We start from the raw sequence: 15,337 nt of genomic DNA on the forward strand, positions 1-15,337 counted from the left end.
AGTTCTATCAACCGTTGAGATTCTGAGGGTTGTTCTTCTAACCCCAGTTCCACAGCCTTAGCAAACCCCACAATCTGAGGGGTATAAAGTGTGCCAGAACGCATCCCTCGTTCATGTCCACCGCCATGGAGCTGGGGTGCAAGCCTTACTCTGGGGTTACGACGCCGGACATAGAGAGCCCCAATCCCCTTTGGCCCATAAATTTTATGGGCTGTCAAGGACATTAAATCAATCTTCATCGACTGCACATCCAAGGGGATTTTGCCAATAGCCTGGGCAGCATCTGTATGGAAGAGTACATTATGCTGGCGACAAAGATCCCCAATCTCGGCCAAAGGCTGCAACACTCCAATTTCATTATTCGCTGCCATCACTGACACTAATATGGTATCAGGACGGAAAGCCTGCTCTAGCTGGCTTAAATCCACTAGTCCATCATCTTTTACCGGTAGAAATGTCACCTCAAACCCTAGGGTTTCTAAATAGTGACAGGGGTCAAGAACAGCATTGTGTTCAGTTTGCACGGTAATCAGGTGACGTCCTTTACTTAAATAAGCCTCAGCCACCCCTTTAATGGCTAGATTGTTAGCCTCTGTGGCACCACTAGTAAAAATGATCTCGACTGGTGTGGCATTGATAGCATCTGCTAGAATCTGACGACCTTGTTTCACCGCTGCTTCAGCTTCCCAGCCATAGGTATGGCTGATACTCGATGGATTGCCAAAATGTTCAGTGAAGTAGGGTAACATTGCCTCCAACACCCGTTCATCCATAGGTGTTGTGGCATGGCAGTCTAGGTAAATTGGGCGATGCATGGTTTTTCGTTAGTTAAAAATTGCAGCTGGATATTCCGCCTACACTCGTATAGTTAGGAGGGGAGGAATGCTGCGTACCACTAATGGTTTTCCTGATTTTGATAGGACTGCTACGGGATACATTATGATAAACCTGCTCCCCATCACCTGATCACCCCATCATCAGGTGATAGGGACCACAGTTTTTGAGACTGCTTTCCTAGATCACCAAGGGCTACAGGTTAACATCCCATTACCCAAGCGATGCAGTCGGCCAAAGGGGGTTTCCCCCCACTCGCTATTGCATCAAGAATGGATGGTTCATTTTCCATTGTCCATTTTTTGGCAGCTTTCGCTGTTCATTCTCCTCACAACCCACTCCACCCTTTAAGAATTTAGTGCAGTTCATCAAAACGGCAATTTTGACTGAATACGCTTTAACTCGAGACATGTTGAACAGATTGATTTAATTTTCCCTGGTGTCAAGGCAGAATTAACTACACGAGTTTTGAGACCGCATTTAGGACAGATGGGTTGATGATTAATGATCACCCACATGCCCCACTTGAACTCAATTACTTTTTCAAGCTCAAGCTGTTTCAGTCCTTGGGCAAGTCGCTCTTCTGAATACCGGCACTTCCTGTTCAATTCATCTTGAGTCAGTTTCCCATAGTCAGATGTACAGAGTAGATGAATGATTTTACCACAGGTTTCTTGTAAGTTACTTAATTGTTCTTGGGGAGCTACAGGCTTCTCGGGTTTGGTGTAGCGGGGAGGGCACAGTGGGTAGCTCGAGAAATTCACTCGATTGTGTGTAGTGACTTTCTGTGTAGTGACTTTCTGTGTAGTGACTTTCTGCTTCCAACGGACTAACGTTGAAGAACCACCGTGGCCACTTGTCATGGGAATGTAGCACTTATCTGACTTAATTTTGAGTTGCTGATTTTCCTGAGCAAGGGTATTGCTTTGCTTAGCGGTTACCCTTTTCTCCCAGTTCTGATGCTTTAACATATGGTGTAGATGTAATGTAGATGTTCAACCCTTTTCACAACCATCATAATTTTGTTAAAAATATTGAACAACCGTGATTATACGTAAGATACTCTTTTGCCCACCGGGGAGTTACCACTGAGTTTTCACGGAGAAGATTAGCGATGCTCCATTCATGTTTGGGCAGCATGGTGGTATAGCGCTACGCTTAGCGTCAGAAGTCAGAAGTCAGAAGTCACAAGTAAGCTAGACTCACGTTTCGGAGTTTAGGAGCGATGCAGCGCGGTCTTGGGGAGGCAGTGCGGTCTTGGGGGTTCCCCCCATGAGCAACTGCCGTGGTTTCCCCCACTCGCGCTTTGCATCAAGACAATGTCCTAATTTGAATGCCTAGTGCTATATGGACGCGCTTCGGTTGTGGCTATGCGATCGCATGGTTGCCAGCTGGGGTCAATTTCGATTTCTAGTGCTCCCTACCAAAGCCGAGAATGACCACGCCCAAGCCCACACTTACCAGATCGGGAAGTGTTACATTATGTCACCAGAACAGAGTGGTAAAAAAATTGGACACAAGTAAAGACAGTTCCTTAAAACACAGCAAAATTCACCAAAGGCTAAGTCAATTGATTAAGGTACTGGCTCAAAAATTGGGTAGTGTCCGGGAACTTGCTAGGCAAGTCAATGTCACTAACAATACCTTGACAAATTGGATGAATTGTGATAATACTCCCAGCTTAGAGAAGCTAGAGAGGCTGGCTAAAGGTATTGGTTGGACAACGGAAGAGTTGATCAGCTTCTTGGTCAGTGAGGAAAACCCTCTCGAAGCCATTGAGCGAAACAAGAAATCGAGTTCCTCTACTTTGACACCACCTATTTCCATGGAGCAGATTTTGGCAGAGCTTCAGTGGCGACCAGTACAGCAATTAGTTGAGATTAATTTAGCGATCGCTAAACGGTTGCAAAGGGAATTCAGTGGTTCGACAGATACCACCGGCCTAGAGGAGGTGTTAAATCAGTCTCCTAAATTTGAGGAACTCAAGGGAGTGAAATTTATTTCACTGAGCTTAAAGGCCAGGCGACGATTAAAGAATTGGGTGACAATCTGCCAAAGTTATGTAGGCTTGAGTCCAGAGGAATTTATCCAAGTCGCTGTCGAGAAGCACAAAATTGACCCAGGAACCTTTGGGCTATTTTATAAGAGCATCATGGAACTCTCTAGTACTCCGTTTCCCCAGAGTTACTATGAGTGGCTTTTCCCGTTAATTTCTCCAGTGAGTGGTTGGATCGGGTCAGCACAAGAAACTCCTATTCTAGATTTTTCGAGAACTTACACAGAAACTTACACAGAACCTTGGAGTCATTTTATTGAGAATTTAGAAGACAGTGGTAATGGAGTGACTAGCAAGTCTAGTTCAGTTCTGTGTTAACCAGGTTTTATTAACGGTTGACGATTGACGGTTGACTGTCAACGGTGAAGATAAAGAAACTTTCTACACATAAACCGTTGCGGGTAGTGCATCACAGAAGTGTGGGAATGGTAAGATGGCAGAGGTAAATAAAATACTTCAATGTTATGGAATGTCCTCTGTGTGGTCATCACAAGACTCATAAACACGGGAAAACTAGCAAGGGTTGTCAACGCTATTACTGTCGAGTTTGTCGGCAGACTTTCACAGAAACCTTTGATACTATCTATTACCGATCGACTTGTGAACCCTGAACAAATCCGTGCAGTATTACAAGCGATCGCAGCAAGGTTGCAGTTTAAGAGGAGTTAGCCGTACTACGCATCTGGCATACAACACAGTGGTGAGTAATGTCCGAAAAGCTTCTCTATTTGGACAAATGGTTCATAACGCTCTTGTGCAAAAGGTAGAAACAGAGCAGATAACTAGCGATGAGTTTTGGTCATTTGTGCAAAAAAACAATTTCACTGTCTCCGAGATCAGATGATAGTGGGAGATTGCTGGATTGGGATAAATCAAGATCTTGGAAACGGACTAATTCTTGCTGCTAGAGTGGGCAAGCATACTGACGAGTTGATCTCTCAATTCCTAGTTAAAACAGAAGGCAAAACAGATTGTCAACAATGGCATACAGATGGTTGGGGTGGGTATGAGCGAGTTCTACCAACTGATGTCAAACACATCTGACGGTAAAGACCAGACCCAAAAATTAGAGCGAACGTTCCGGAATTGTCCGCCAGCAGACTCGACGGTGGCATCGCCGACAGAACTTGCTTTGCCAAAGCCTGGAAGCAAACTGAGGCAACAGTAAGGTTAGTGGTCAGCTATTTCAATTGGATTTGGATTCATAGTCGTGCATCACAATACAGCAGCACAAAGAGCCGGATTAGCTATCGCTCCTTGGAGCTGGCATGATTTAATCACCTATTCCACACTTTGCTAACACCATTACTGCTATTGAGTAGTGCATCGTGCCATTACCGTGACAATCACGATTTAGCTATCCCACACTTCTTTAATGCACCACCCCTGAATCCTTACCTTGGAGGTTGCAACAAAAAGTTACGAGGTAGTATTTCTGTTAAGATAGCACTGGGGGTCGCCTGGTTGACTGACAAAACTTCCAGAATGCTTGTCCGATGGGGGCTAAGCGCGTTTATAGCCATCAGACCGTGAAAAGCTTATAAGCGCGGTAGTTGTGGTCGCGAGTTCACCCGCTCGATTCACCTGTTAAACAACAGATACCGAATAGGCTTTTTCCTTGGAGCCGAAAAAGTTTATAGAGAAAGGTATTTGGGGCTTTATTCCCAACTTTTGTCAGTCAACCAGGGTCAAAACTGATGATTGCTTCAAAACCAAACACTAAAAAAAGTAATTTAAACATTATTTTGGGGTATCATTATGGATACTGGAATAGTAGCATTAACAACTTATAAAATTCCAATATATTTGGAGAAATAATTCTATGAAAGTTGAGGTGGCACAAGATCTGTACCCTTCTAGGGGAGACAAGAGTGGATTTATTAAAAGAAAAGAGCAAATCATTTATGGTACTATTGAACAATTTAAAAAGGCTCAACTTGATAACAAAGAAGTTACTTTTTATAAAAAAAATGGGTACTTGATTATTGAAAAGATGTTATATTTTAATGAATTAAATAATTTAAAAAATGAAGCTAAAAAAATAAAAAAAAATCCTTATAAGAATCTGAAAATCCAGAAATTATTAGAGAGATAGACTCTAAAATCGTAAGGTCTGTATTTAATATTCATAAAACTAATGAAATATTTAAAAAACTCTGTTACAGTCGGAAGATTTTAAATATTGCAGAAGCATTGCTAGGAAGCCCAACGTATATTCATCAATCAAGAATGAATTGTAAAGATAGATTTGATGGTAAAGGGTTTTATTGGCATTCAGATTTTGAGACTTGGCATAGTGAAGATGGTATGCCTAACATGAGAGCTGTAAGCTGTTCTATTTTGCTTACTGATAATAATGAGTTTAATGGTCCATTACTACTAGTACCAGGCTCTCATAAATACTTTATTCAATGTCCGGGGAAAACTCCAGAAGCTCATTATAAACACTCTTTAAAGAAACAGGAATATGGCGTACCTACAAAAGACTCAATCACCAAAATAATCAAGAAACATGGTATAACTTCGTTTAAAGCCAAAGCAGGTTCGGTTATATTTTTTGATTGTAATATAATTCATGGTTCATCTGACAATTTATCACCATTTCCTAGATATAATCTTTTCTTTGTTTACAATAGTATATACAATAAATTGATATCTCCCTATGCTGGCACAAAACCAAGACCAGAATTTATTGCATCAAGAGAGCATTAATTTATTATAGATAAATCAAATAGAATTTATCTATAAATTATCAAAAAGTCGTAAGCATTCAGCTCTCAGCTCTCAGCTCTCAGCTCTCAGCTCTCAGCTTTGAGCTTTTAAATAAAACAAGTAAGCATTCGTTTAATCTTTGTTACGTCAGCTGAATGCTGACGGCTGACGGCTGACGGCTGACGGCTGACGGCTGAATGCTTACAAAAAGTCTCTGTTGGAGTTGATTATTTTATTAGCTTTCCTCACTATTTATTTCATAAAAACCTTCTTTATTATGTACCTCTTCTCCAGTCAAAGGAGGATTAAATACACATATCATACGCATGGTTTCTGTTGCTCTTAAATAATGTCTTTCGTGCTTGTTCAAAAAATACAAAGTACCATCTGAAATAGGATGTATTTCACCTGTTTCTATGTCTTCTATTTCTCCATTTCCAGCTACACAATAAACAGCTTCGATATGATATTTATACCAAATATAAGTTTCTGTTCCAGCATGAATTAAAGTATCATGTAGAGAAAAGCCAACTTGGTCATCTTTTAATAAAAAACGACGACTTGTCCAGTTGCCATTTGGTGCTTTAACTTCCCGCTTTGTTCCAATAATTTCTTTTAAGCGACGTACAATCATATAGTATTTCTTATTTACATATACTAATTACTACATATTGTATCCCACATTCCGCAGGTTTGTTACACCAGTAGATAATATTTTTGGCAGGGAGCACCAAGAAACTGAAGAATCCTGTGATGCTCATGAGTTAAGTTGACAATTTGCTCGACTCCGCCTAGGATAACTAAATGAATCGACTGAAAGCACTGAAATACCCACCGCATTGTCGGGGTAGCCGTCGGCTTACCCAATTGGTTGTTAATAGTTTGCTTAGTCCGGGCGAGAGCTTGGCGTAAGGCTCTTTGGGCGAGAGTGTAAACCAATAAACAAAGACGGTCATCAAAGAGAAGCAGTGGTTCACTCCCCTCTCCGACGAAGATGTTCAGTGGCAATGCCATTCAAAGAATTTTTCAAATAGGTATAGTGGAGCGCTGACTAAGCCCTTACCATTGATAATCATGGCTTTTACCGCTACTTATGCACTGAGCTTCTCTTGGGAGTGGGTTCCCAACTCCTGGTTAATTTGTTCCACTAGCCCGATCTGGTCAATGATGCCTGCCACTATGCCACAGTGGTCAAGATCTTGTACTCTAACTCTAATTGAAGATGCTATTGGTTTCATCCATAGAAAATACCATAGTTATCCTCTCTAACCTGCGGAATGTGGGTTGTATGACTAATTTTCAGCAAAAACTTCTCTTACCGCTTCTGATAATTTATTTAATCCTATATTTAACACCTCTTCTTCAATAATCAGTGGCGGTAAAAATTTAACTACTTGACTGTTGCTACCACAAGTTTCCACTAATAGTTTTTTTTCAAATGATCTGGTGGAAACTTGTTTTGCAAAACCTTCTTTCGGCATTTCTAGTCCCCAAATCATACCTCTACCTCTAGCTTGCATTTGTAATTCTGGTAATTCATCAGCCAGTTTTTGTAATGATTTTTGAATAATCTTAGATTTATATTCAACAGCCTTGGTTAAATCATCGTTTTCCCAATAACCAAGTAACTCCGTTGCAGCAACAAAAGCCAAATTATTACCTCTAAATGTACCTGTATGTTTTCCAGGAAGCCATTGATCAAGTTCTGGACGAATCAATAGTAGTGCCATTGGTAGCCCACCTCCAATGGATTTAGATAAACAAATCATATCTGGCAGAATTCCAATTTTTTCAAAACTAAAAAAGGTACCTGTTCGTCCATTACCGACTTGTATATCGTCAATAATAAATAATATATTAAACTCACGACATAATGCCTGAAGTTTTTTTAACCAAGTTTCACTAGCAATATTAATACCGCCTTCTCCCTGTATAGTTTCCACAATTATTGCGGCGGGTATCTCAATACCACTACCGGGATCTATTAATAGTTTTCGCAAATAGTTAATCGTGTCAACGTCTTTGCCGAAATAGCCATCAAAAGGGACATGATCTACATTTATCCTGAGACTATAAGCTTTATCATGATAAAACTGATTGCCTGTTATAGCAAGTGATCCCATCGTTAAACCATGATACCCATTGGTAAAAGCAATGATATTAGAACGCTTCTTGACCATACGAGCTAGTTTCAAGGCTGCTTCAACTGCATTAGTACCAGTTGGTCCAGTAAATTGCAGTTTATATTCAAGATTTTTGGGTACAAGAATAGTATCTGAAAACTTTTGCATAAAATTCCTTTTGGCAACAGTTGCTTTGTCTAGTGAGTGTACAATACGATTGTTTTGCAGATAGTCTATCCAAGCATTTATCACTTTGGGATTATTATGTCCATAATTCAAAACCCCTGCTCCGGCAAAAAAATCAATATATTTATTTCCCTGTTCATCATAAATTACTGCACCTTCAGCCATATCAAAAACAGCAGGAAAAGAACGAATATAACTTCTAACATTTGACTCTAAAGACTCTATGATTTTCATGATTTATCAATTAATTTTTATTTAATTTAAGAGGAAAAATTTTATATAAAATCTCAGGAGCGTGTGATTCTGTATCAAAATGATAAACATCAAGAAATGAATTGGTTTGGCAATTAGCTTTATTTTCCTCGGCAAAACCCATAAAAAGATTTTGTGATAATTTATTTGCCGGTGAAATGGTTGTTTCTAAACTTTGAATATCACTAAAATTTGGTTGTTTGGTTAGCCATTTTAACATATTCGTGGCAACTTTTCTGCCTCTGGCTTTTTCGGCAACGGCTACCTGCCATATAAACAGGCATTTCGAATTTTCGGGCTTTAAATAACCAGAGATGAAACCGATTATTTTCTGCTCATATTCTGCAACAACACAAGTATTTTTAAAATCACTACAAATAAGATAATAATAGTATTGGGAGTTAACATCTAAAGGTGGGCATTTTTTGATTAGATGATAAACCTCAAGTCCATCTTCTAACCTTGGATGTCTGTAAGTTATAATAGAATCGGCTTTCATATTTAGTTGACTTTTTTTTTATTTTTTGTTATTGAACCAATCATCACAACACATGCATAATTGTTCAAAGCAAAGGGACATCGAGTTATGGGTACTCTATTTCATTTGAGCATTTTTTTTGAGTGAAATAGTAATCCTTAAGCTATTATACCTGCATTTAATTATTTTTATTTTTTAATTTTTATTAATCGCTAAGAGAAGGAATTCCCACAAGACTCTGAAGGGGTGACGAAATAGCCTGAAACGCTTTAAATGTAAAGTGTTCACCATTTTGTGGAAAAAAAAAGATAGGTCGATTATTTGCAACAAGACCTACCAATTTAAAATGTTACCTGCATTTTACCAAAACCACTTAAGGTGCGCTTTCCGTAGGCGAATTAAATTCGCCTACGGAAAGCGCACCTTGAGATGACGCAAGTAAAAGTAAAATTAACAATTGTAGTGTTAGATATTGGCCAGGAGTCAGATGAGTCTCCAACACCGTCTGGTAGAATTGTTGAAAAAACTGGCATCCGGGAAGCAGTCACCCTTACTCTAAGTCTGGTAACCATTAGCCTCAAGCTGAAAGCCCATGGGGGAAAGAGCTTTGGTGCTTGCCTGGCACAAATTGCCGGAATTGGATAGAATCAGTGACGGGATTTGCGATCGCACAACTCCTCCAAGGGCTAAACTGTCTTAAGCCTTAATCCTTTATTTTTATGATGCTACCTGGTCAAGAACCCCCAGAACTCCTGAAAAAACACCTATTTTTCCAAGGAAGACGATTTAGCTTCGAGGTGAATAATCTACGTCTTCCTAATCAATCAGAAGGGCAATGGGAATGTATCCGTCACCCTGGTGGTTCCTTGGCGGTACCGGTAACACCCGATGGGAAACTGGTACTCGTACGGCAATATCGCTTTGCTGTTAGTGGGCGTCTTTTGGAATTCCCTGCTGGTACGGTAGAATCCCATGAAAGCCCAGCTGAAACTATTAAACGGGAGATAGAAGAAGAAACTGGCTATCGCGCTCATCGCTGGAAATCTTTGGGTAAATTTCCCCTTGCTCCTGGCTATTCTGATGAGTACATTTATGCGTTTCTGGCGCAGGATTTGGAGAAATTGGAAGCCCCTCCTAAGCAAGATGCTGATGAGGATATAGAGGTGGTTTTAATGACACCAAAGGAGTTAGAACAAGCTATCTTGGAGGGTGAGCCAGTGGATGCTAAATCTATTTCCAGCTTTTTTATGGCTCGCCCGTTCTTGAATGAGTAACCTGATTCTCTTCTGGCATCGCCGTGATTTACGCATTTCTGACAATGTGGGACTAGCTGCTGGTTTTGAGCTCAGTCCCAAGCTTGTTGGTGTTTTCTGCCTTGACCCTACTATTCTAGAGCGGGATGATATTGCGCCAGCAAGAGTAACTTATATGATTGGCTGCTTACAACAATTGCAGCAAAGTTACAGACAAGCTGGTAGCCAACTATTAATATTACATCAAGACCCTAGGCAAGGAATTCCTAATTTAGCTGCTGCTCTGGAGGCTAAAGCTGTTTGTTGGAATTGGGATGTGGAACCTTATTCTAAGGAACGGGATCAAGCTGTAGCAGCAGGGTTGAAGGAAAAGGGTATTGCTGTCTATAACTATTGGGATCAGTTATTACACGCACCAGGAGACATTTTCACTAAGTCTGGCAATCCCTATAGTGTCTACACTCCTTTCTGGAAAAATTGGCAAGGTCAATCTAAGGCACAACCTGTAGCAACATTGAGTAGGGTTGAATCCTTGACGGAAATAGAACAAGACCATGCTTTGGCAGCAGGGGTGATTGATTTACCTAGTGCTAGAGATTTGGGGTATGTCTGGGAGAATGAATTGTTAGTGCCACCAGGGGAAAAGGTAGCCCAAGAGATACTGGAGAAATTTTGCGATCGCACTATTGGGGATTATCAGGAACAACGTAATTTCCCAGGGGTAGATGGTACCTCGAAACTTAGTGCTGCTCTCAAGTTTGGTGTGATTGGGATTCGCACGGTTTGGCAGGCCGCTCAGAATGCTTATAATTTGAGTCGCAGTGATGAAGCTCGTCAAAGTATCCAAACTTGGCAACAGGAACTGGCTTGGCGGGAATTTTACCAACATGCCATGTATTTCTTCCCAGAATTAGCACAAGGGCCTTATCGCCAGAAATTCCAAGATTTTCCCTGGGAGAATAATCCAGAATTCTTTCAAGCTTGGTGTGAGGGCAAGACTGGCTACCCGATCGTTGATGCTGCGATGAGGCAGTTAAATCAAACCGGATGGATGCATAACCGCTGTCGGATGATTGTTGCTAGTTTTCTGACTAAGGATTTGATTATTAATTGGCAGTGGGGGGAAAAGTATTTTATGCAGCGGTTATGGGATGGAGACCTGAGTGCTAATAATGGTGGTTGGCAATGGAGTGCCTCTAGTGGGATGGATCCTAAACCATTGCGAATTTTTAACCCAGCTAGTCAGGCTAAAAAGTTTGACCCGGACGGTGAGTATATTCGGGAATGGTTACCAGAGTTGAGTTCTGTGGATACGGAGTATGTGGTAACTGGGAAAATTCCTGAAAGCGATCGCGAAATGTGTGGGTATCCAGCACCAATTGTCGATCATAATCAGCAGCAGCGTCGGTTTAAGGAGTTGTATAAGGAATTGCAGTGATGCCAAGGCGTTGCTTAATAATGGAATGATTTTAAGAGTGAGGTGGAACTGGCATCAGGCGTGGAACTGGCATCTTGTGTAGAACTGGCATCTTGTGTAGAACTGGCATCTTGCCAGTTTCCTCCTTATTTTCGAGCGGGCAGGATGCCCACTCTACTCCTATTGATTCCAAGATTCAGCAATGCCGATGCCAAAGATGGTGCGTTACGGGGCGGGCTGTCCCAACAATGGCGCTCGGAGTTGAACATGAGGGCAAACCCGCCCCTAAGGCACCCTACGTACTCTCTTCTTGCTCCATGGGCAGGAAAGCTTAGGAGGCTTAATCCCTGGTAATTACCGGTAGTTATTTGCAAAAACCGTAGATGTATCCATCTTTCCGGTGTATCGCCGAAATATCTTGAGGCTTGCAACTTTTGTATCCTTTCATCCCCAGAGGGTTGAATCCAAAGCTGCCCTTACTCCTAGGGGTGACTTTGCCTATGCCCAGTTTCTGGTGTCTCGCTATATCCCCAGTCATCCATCCTTTAACAGGCTTCAGTGGGTTGTGCCTAATAGGGTAACCGTACTTGTTGAGAGCCGCTTTCTGTCGTCCTCCCTGCCCTTTACAGGTAACAAATAGAGGTTGTAACGTCTTGAGATCTAAGTTTTCAATATTTCCTACACAAGCGGCGTCAATCCAGTGCTGCTTAGGTAGTCCTAGCCAAGTCCTGTTGTACTTAGTCTGCGCTCCTGTTCCAGTGACGACTACTTTAGTATCTTTCAATACCTTGACCAATTTGTTCCGAGTTGCGTTTACCGCTGCTGCATCCAATAATGGTTGTTTGGCTTTGGTTTTGATTTTTTGTAGTAGGCTGGGTTTCTTTTTTAGAAACTCTTCTATGGGCTTGTTTCCTTTGCGCTGATTACACTTTTCGCAAGCCAAACAGAGATTACTTACTCTGTTACTACCACCCTTTGATCTTGGGTGAATGTGCTCGATCTGTAGAGGGACATTTTGCCTCCCGCAATAAGTACATTCTCTCCCCCACTTTTCGAGTAAATACTCTCTGACTTCGTAGCCAGCTAACTCGCCTTGTTGGTACTCTACTCCACTGATTTCAGGGTTTAGCATTTTTTGAGTGTCAAACTTAACTCGTTCAATCCAGATTTCACAGACTGGGCAGAATTTAATTAATCGCTTAACCCAAGTTTCAGTTGTCAAAATCCTGTGTTCTAAACTAGGAGGAAGCCAGCCCTGTGGTCGTTTGCGGTTAAGGAATCTGGGCTTTCGGTAACGAGTGTTGCGATTACGTCTTCCGCGTCTGACAGCTCTTCTAGATTCCAGTTTTTTCTTGATCAATCCTCCTCTGTGTTCTAATTCCATTCCCCAAATAACTTGCCCGTCTCGAACCAGGGCGAACCCAGTAGTCTTGCTACCCGGGTCAATTTTTATTTGGCAAGGTGAGATAACTGGATTAGCGATCGCAGTCTTCAAGATGATTGTAAATGGATACATTCTAAAGACAGCTGCTTTTCCTTTTTCTAGCAGGCGGCGAGCCTTCTTTGGGTGAATAGGATTTAATGGTTGCTTGTTCACGTCAATAACAAAAACATAATTTTGCATCGTTAAATGCCTCAAGTTGGTAAGGTGTGCCTCGACAATGTTGTAAAAGCTTGTTGAGCTAACTACACGGTTGCCTTCGTCTTAATAGTTAGCGATAGAGCTACAAACTGGCGTTCATTTGTAGGTATCATGGCTTGAACAACGTAGTAAATGAATACTTAGTCTGCATCCTGGTTGGCAATTCCTGGAGTTACCGGAAATTACCAAGGCTTAGGCCAGGAGTCTATCATCAAAATCAACCAACCTATGCTAGGGTAACATTCCATCATGAAGACTCATTTCTTCAAGAAGTAATAATTCCCTATTACGAAGAACTAGGCTTAGTACCCAGACCAACAAGTTTGGATGAATTTGCTACCAAGCCAATTCCCGAACTGCCTAGTGATGCTGCCACAAAAAAAGCCATGTACCAACGGCTGCGCAACGAATATTATGCTCATTTCAATCAGTATCGCCATCTACTGGAAGCAAACTCCCCTCGGGTATTAGATCGGGTTCCCAAGGAAGAAATACGAAACTATGTAGTTCACCAACAAGATGCCAATAGTGACTTCGCGGTTTTGGCAGTCAGAGAAGTAGAGATATTCTGTCCTTTCAGTAGATCCGAAGTTGAAAAGATCGCCTTAGTAGACATACCCGGTTTAGGGGACCTCAGAGTAGGGGATGAAAACCTGATGCTACAAACCCTAGGGGAGCGAGTGGATGTAGTTCTTTTTGTGCGGAGACCAGACTCTGTACGCTACGGCTGGGAAGCAAGAGATACAAAACTTTATGACACAGCCCATAAAGCCCTCAATGACCTGCCAGAGCGGTCTTTCATGGTACTCAACAAAATGAGCAGTGCTGATAAATACAACTCTAAAGGCTGTGAAACCCTTAAAAGAACGATTCGGGAAAACCACATAGAGGTGGTTAATTGTGTAATCGCTGACTGTTCTAATCCTGACCAAGCAAATCAAGTTCTGGAGTTAATTCTAGATTACCTAGTTGACAACATTGAAGACCTCGACAGTAAATATGCCAAAGCTTACCAAGACCATATAGATATCCTCCACAAAGACTTAGAAACTGATTTACAGAAAGCCAGTAAAGCCCTAGCTGGATTTGGGGATGAAGACCAGTTATTTGTGGACCGATTCAAGGAATTTAAAGAAGAACTATCTGACAGTCTTGAAAAATTCCTCAAAAAACTCAGAAAAGACCGGGAAACAGTTGATCCTTACTTTAAAGCAAAAGTCGATACTGTAATGAAAGCCTGCCAAAGTGACCCGGGAATTCCAGCACTAGAAGAAATTGAAAGACAACGCACAGACCGATTCGGAGGCTCTTACAGGGTAAGAATTCAGGTGAGAGGGGTTGACAAAATCAAGAAATCCGGTATGGTGACGGCATGAGCGAAAAACCGAAACCCGAAAAACTAGCTCCCCCCCAACTCAAGCAACTGACAACGGAGCAGTTGGTGGTCATGATACTAGAGCAGCAAAAGCTGATTGACCAACTGGAGCGAGGAAGTAGCCCTGCTCAAGCTCAGACTCAGACCCAACAGCCAAATTACCTCACAACCGCCATAGCGCGGACTTAATTCAGAAATCGGAAAAACCCAAACCGCCAGAGTCAATAGCCCCTCAAGCCAAAAGAAAACCTGGAGGGCAGCCGGGACATCAAGGAAAAACCAGAAAAGGTATGGCGCGAGTAGACCGCTACCAAATTGTCAGACCATCAGTGTGTCCCAACTGTGGCGGCTGTTGAATTCCTTGATGCACCTTTATCTGTAAGCCGTAAACAAGTCGCCCAACTCGTAGAGCGTCCCGTAGAAATAGTCGAATATCAGTATCACACTTGCAAATGTGTCCATTGCCACAGGCTTTGTCATTGAAGCCAAAGCCCCTGGAGTCATCCCAGGACTTGACTTGGGCATCTCCAACAGCGCGATGCTGGCAAGGATTGGAAATCACGGAAACCTATCCGAAGAAAAACAACAAGAATGGCTACTAGAGTTGACAGGACTCAAAATTGGAGTGGGAACTAATGCCGCCACCAATCGACGACTGGCGCAGTCGGTAGCTATACCTATTCAAGAACTTTGGCAGTGGGCGCAACAACAGCAACACCTGCACGTTGATGAAACCCCGTGGGGAGTGGCTGGAGTAAAAGAATGGTTGTGGACTGTTGCCGGAGCCAAATTTTCGGGCGTTCCATGCCGCAGATACCCGAGGGCGGGTGGAACTCGAACAAATTGTGGGTTCCGAATTTGCATAAGTCCTCAGTTGAGATGACAGAGCGTGTCTATAACGGTTACAAAGTCGCTCACCAGCAGAAGTGTTTAGCTCATCAGCAGACGGCACTTCAAACAAGTACACCGCTTGGGTCATGGCAATAACCCGAAATTGGGACAACGGTTC

At 42.0% G+C, this 15,337-nt stretch carries 18 protein-coding genes and 3 pseudogenes; 12 read left to right on the forward strand and 9 right to left on the reverse strand.

What is annotated here, in order from left to right; genetic code table 11:
- A partial coding sequence (locus tag F6K57_RS28225; RefSeq protein ID WP_293071690.1) for an aminotransferase class V-fold PLP-dependent enzyme occupies positions 1-815 on the reverse strand: 815 nt, incomplete at its 3' end.
- 387 nt (positions 816-1,202) lie between these two features.
- Entirely contained in the window at positions 1,203-1,805 is a 603-nt protein-coding gene (locus F6K57_RS28230) for a hypothetical protein (RefSeq protein WP_293021984.1), read from the reverse strand.
- A 376-nt stretch (positions 1,806-2,181) separates the two neighbouring features.
- Between F6K57_RS28230 and F6K57_RS28235 the strand changes: the two genes are divergently transcribed.
- The 5 genes and pseudogenes from F6K57_RS28235 to F6K57_RS28255 all read left to right on the forward strand — a co-directional run bounded on the left by F6K57_RS28235 (position 2,182) and on the right by F6K57_RS28255 (position 5,602).
- The gene (locus tag F6K57_RS28235) at positions 2,182-2,358 is read left to right on the forward strand and encodes a hypothetical protein (protein ID WP_293021985.1); all 177 of its coding nucleotides are present in this window, start codon (positions 2,182-2,184) and stop codon (positions 2,356-2,358) included.
- Positions 2,345-3,208, forward strand: coding sequence for a helix-turn-helix transcriptional regulator (locus F6K57_RS28240; RefSeq protein ID WP_293021986.1), 864 nt, complete (start codon positions 2,345-2,347; stop codon positions 3,206-3,208). The genes F6K57_RS28235 and F6K57_RS28240 overlap by 14 nt, the downstream gene beginning before the upstream one ends.
- A 146-nt stretch (positions 3,209-3,354) precedes the next feature.
- Positions 3,355-4,190, forward strand: a pseudogene (locus F6K57_RS28245) (IS1 family transposase).
- Positions 4,191-4,712: 522 nt separating this feature from the next.
- Complete coding sequence (locus F6K57_RS28250; RefSeq protein WP_293021987.1) at positions 4,713-4,985, forward strand: hypothetical protein; 273 nt, start codon at positions 4,713-4,715, stop codon at positions 4,983-4,985.
- Between the two features lie 29 nt (positions 4,986-5,014).
- Positions 5,015-5,602, forward strand: coding sequence for a phytanoyl-CoA dioxygenase family protein (locus F6K57_RS28255; protein ID WP_293021990.1), 588 nt, complete (start codon positions 5,015-5,017; stop codon positions 5,600-5,602).
- Positions 5,603-5,837: 235 nt separating this feature from the next.
- Here the strand turns inward: F6K57_RS28255 and F6K57_RS28260 are convergent, their stop codons facing one another.
- From F6K57_RS28260 to ectA, 5 genes and pseudogenes are all read right to left on the reverse strand, one after another.
- A complete protein-coding gene (locus tag F6K57_RS28260; RefSeq protein ID WP_293071691.1) occupies positions 5,838-6,236 on the reverse strand; it encodes an ectoine synthase in 399 nt (132 codons plus the stop codon).
- Between the two features lie 62 nt (positions 6,237-6,298).
- A pseudogene (locus F6K57_RS28265) lies at positions 6,299-6,550 on the reverse strand (IS1634 family transposase); the annotation flags it as partial.
- Positions 6,551-6,600: 50 nt separating this feature from the next.
- Positions 6,601-6,840: pseudogene (locus tag F6K57_RS28270) on the reverse strand (DUF4277 domain-containing protein).
- A gap of 54 nt (positions 6,841-6,894) precedes the next feature.
- Positions 6,895-8,145 carry a diaminobutyrate--2-oxoglutarate transaminase gene (ectB, locus tag F6K57_RS28275; protein ID WP_293071692.1) on the reverse strand — a complete coding sequence of 417 codons (1,251 nt, stop codon included), beginning with the start codon at positions 8,143-8,145 and terminating at the stop codon, positions 6,895-6,897.
- A gap of 10 nt (positions 8,146-8,155) precedes the next feature.
- Positions 8,156-8,662, reverse strand: a complete 507-nt coding sequence (gene ectA / locus F6K57_RS28280; RefSeq protein ID WP_293071693.1) for a diaminobutyrate acetyltransferase — start codon at positions 8,660-8,662, stop codon at positions 8,156-8,158.
- A gap of 408 nt (positions 8,663-9,070) precedes the next feature.
- Here ectA and F6K57_RS28285 point away from each other — a divergent pair, with 408 nt between their 5' ends.
- The 4 genes from F6K57_RS28285 to F6K57_RS28300 all read left to right on the forward strand — a co-directional run bounded on the left by F6K57_RS28285 (position 9,071) and on the right by F6K57_RS28300 (position 11,665).
- Positions 9,071-9,286 carry a hypothetical protein gene (locus F6K57_RS28285; protein ID WP_293019356.1) on the forward strand — a complete coding sequence of 72 codons (216 nt, stop codon included), beginning with the start codon at positions 9,071-9,073 and terminating at the stop codon, positions 9,284-9,286.
- A 77-nt stretch (positions 9,287-9,363) separates the two neighbouring features.
- Positions 9,364-9,915, forward strand: coding sequence for an NUDIX hydrolase (locus tag F6K57_RS28290; RefSeq protein WP_293019401.1), 552 nt, complete (start codon positions 9,364-9,366; stop codon positions 9,913-9,915).
- A complete protein-coding gene (locus F6K57_RS28295) occupies positions 9,908-11,332 on the forward strand; it encodes an FAD-binding domain-containing protein (RefSeq protein WP_293019354.1) in 1,425 nt (474 codons plus the stop codon). The genes F6K57_RS28290 and F6K57_RS28295 overlap by 8 nt, the downstream gene beginning before the upstream one ends.
- 42 nt (positions 11,333-11,374) lie before the next feature.
- Positions 11,375-11,665: a hypothetical protein gene (locus F6K57_RS28300; protein ID WP_293019352.1), complete on the forward strand. Its 291-nt coding sequence runs from the start codon at positions 11,375-11,377 to the stop codon at positions 11,663-11,665.
- Between the two features lie 10 nt (positions 11,666-11,675).
- Here F6K57_RS28300 and iscB read toward each other — a convergent pair whose 3' ends face one another.
- Entirely contained in the window at positions 11,676-12,935 is a 1,260-nt protein-coding gene (gene iscB, locus F6K57_RS28305) for an RNA-guided endonuclease IscB (RefSeq protein WP_070391698.1), read from the reverse strand.
- 134 nt (positions 12,936-13,069) lie between these two features.
- Between iscB and F6K57_RS28310 the strand changes: the two genes are divergently transcribed.
- Both F6K57_RS28310 and F6K57_RS28315 read left to right on the forward strand, forming a co-directional pair.
- Positions 13,070-14,329: a GTPase domain-containing protein gene (locus F6K57_RS28310; protein WP_293019348.1), complete on the forward strand. Its 1,260-nt coding sequence runs from the start codon at positions 13,070-13,072 to the stop codon at positions 14,327-14,329.
- Complete coding sequence (locus F6K57_RS28315) at positions 14,326-14,517, forward strand: hypothetical protein (RefSeq protein ID WP_293019346.1); 192 nt, start codon at positions 14,326-14,328, stop codon at positions 14,515-14,517. The genes F6K57_RS28310 and F6K57_RS28315 overlap by 4 nt, the downstream gene beginning before the upstream one ends.
- 118 nt (positions 14,518-14,635) lie before the next feature.
- On the opposite strand, the gene F6K57_RS28320 is transcribed toward F6K57_RS28315, so the two are convergent.
- Entirely contained in the window at positions 14,636-14,890 is a 255-nt protein-coding gene (locus F6K57_RS28320; RefSeq protein WP_293071694.1) for a hypothetical protein, read from the reverse strand.
- On the opposite strand from F6K57_RS28320, the gene F6K57_RS42200 reads away from it, so the two are divergent.
- A complete protein-coding gene (locus tag F6K57_RS42200) occupies positions 14,867-15,211 on the forward strand; it encodes a transposase (RefSeq protein WP_364304385.1) in 345 nt (114 codons plus the stop codon). The genes F6K57_RS28320 and F6K57_RS42200 overlap by 24 nt on opposite strands.
- Positions 15,212-15,337: the final 126 nt, after the last annotated feature.

Origin of the sequence: Moorena sp. SIO4A5 (genome assembly GCF_010672005.1) — a bacterium.
GTDB lineage: Bacteria > Cyanobacteriota > Cyanobacteriia > Cyanobacteriales > Coleofasciculaceae > Moorena.

What these genes read in the sequence shown, in the direction of transcription:
- F6K57_RS28230 (WP_293021984.1), bottom strand. Translation starts at nt 1,805, where the DNA reads ATGTTAAAGCATCAGAACTGGGAGAAAAGGGTAACCGCTAAGCAAAGC.
- ectB (WP_293071692.1), bottom strand. Translation starts at nt 8,145, where the DNA reads ATGAAAATCATAGAGTCTTTAGAGTCAAATGTTAGAAGTTATATTCGT.
- F6K57_RS28295 (WP_293019354.1), top strand. Translation starts at nt 9,908, where the DNA reads ATGAGTAACCTGATTCTCTTCTGGCATCGCCGTGATTTACGCATTTCT.
- F6K57_RS28250 (WP_293021987.1), top strand. Translation starts at nt 4,713, where the DNA reads ATGAAAGTTGAGGTGGCACAAGATCTGTACCCTTCTAGGGGAGACAAG.
- F6K57_RS42200 (WP_364304385.1), top strand. Translation starts at nt 14,867, where the DNA reads ATGCTGGCAAGGATTGGAAATCACGGAAACCTATCCGAAGAAAAACAA.
- F6K57_RS28235 (WP_293021985.1), top strand. Translation starts at nt 2,182, where the DNA reads ATGGACGCGCTTCGGTTGTGGCTATGCGATCGCATGGTTGCCAGCTGG.
- F6K57_RS28315 (WP_293019346.1), top strand. Translation starts at nt 14,326, where the DNA reads ATGAGCGAAAAACCGAAACCCGAAAAACTAGCTCCCCCCCAACTCAAG.
- ectA (WP_293071693.1), bottom strand. Translation starts at nt 8,662, where the DNA reads ATGAAAGCCGATTCTATTATAACTTACAGACATCCAAGGTTAGAAGAT.
- F6K57_RS28285 (WP_293019356.1), top strand. Translation starts at nt 9,071, where the DNA reads ATGACGCAAGTAAAAGTAAAATTAACAATTGTAGTGTTAGATATTGGC.
- F6K57_RS28260 (WP_293071691.1), bottom strand. Translation starts at nt 6,236, where the DNA reads ATGATTGTACGTCGCTTAAAAGAAATTATTGGAACAAAGCGGGAAGTT.
- iscB (WP_070391698.1), bottom strand. Translation starts at nt 12,935, where the DNA reads ATGCAAAATTATGTTTTTGTTATTGACGTGAACAAGCAACCATTAAAT.
- F6K57_RS28290 (WP_293019401.1), top strand. Translation starts at nt 9,364, where the DNA reads ATGCTACCTGGTCAAGAACCCCCAGAACTCCTGAAAAAACACCTATTT.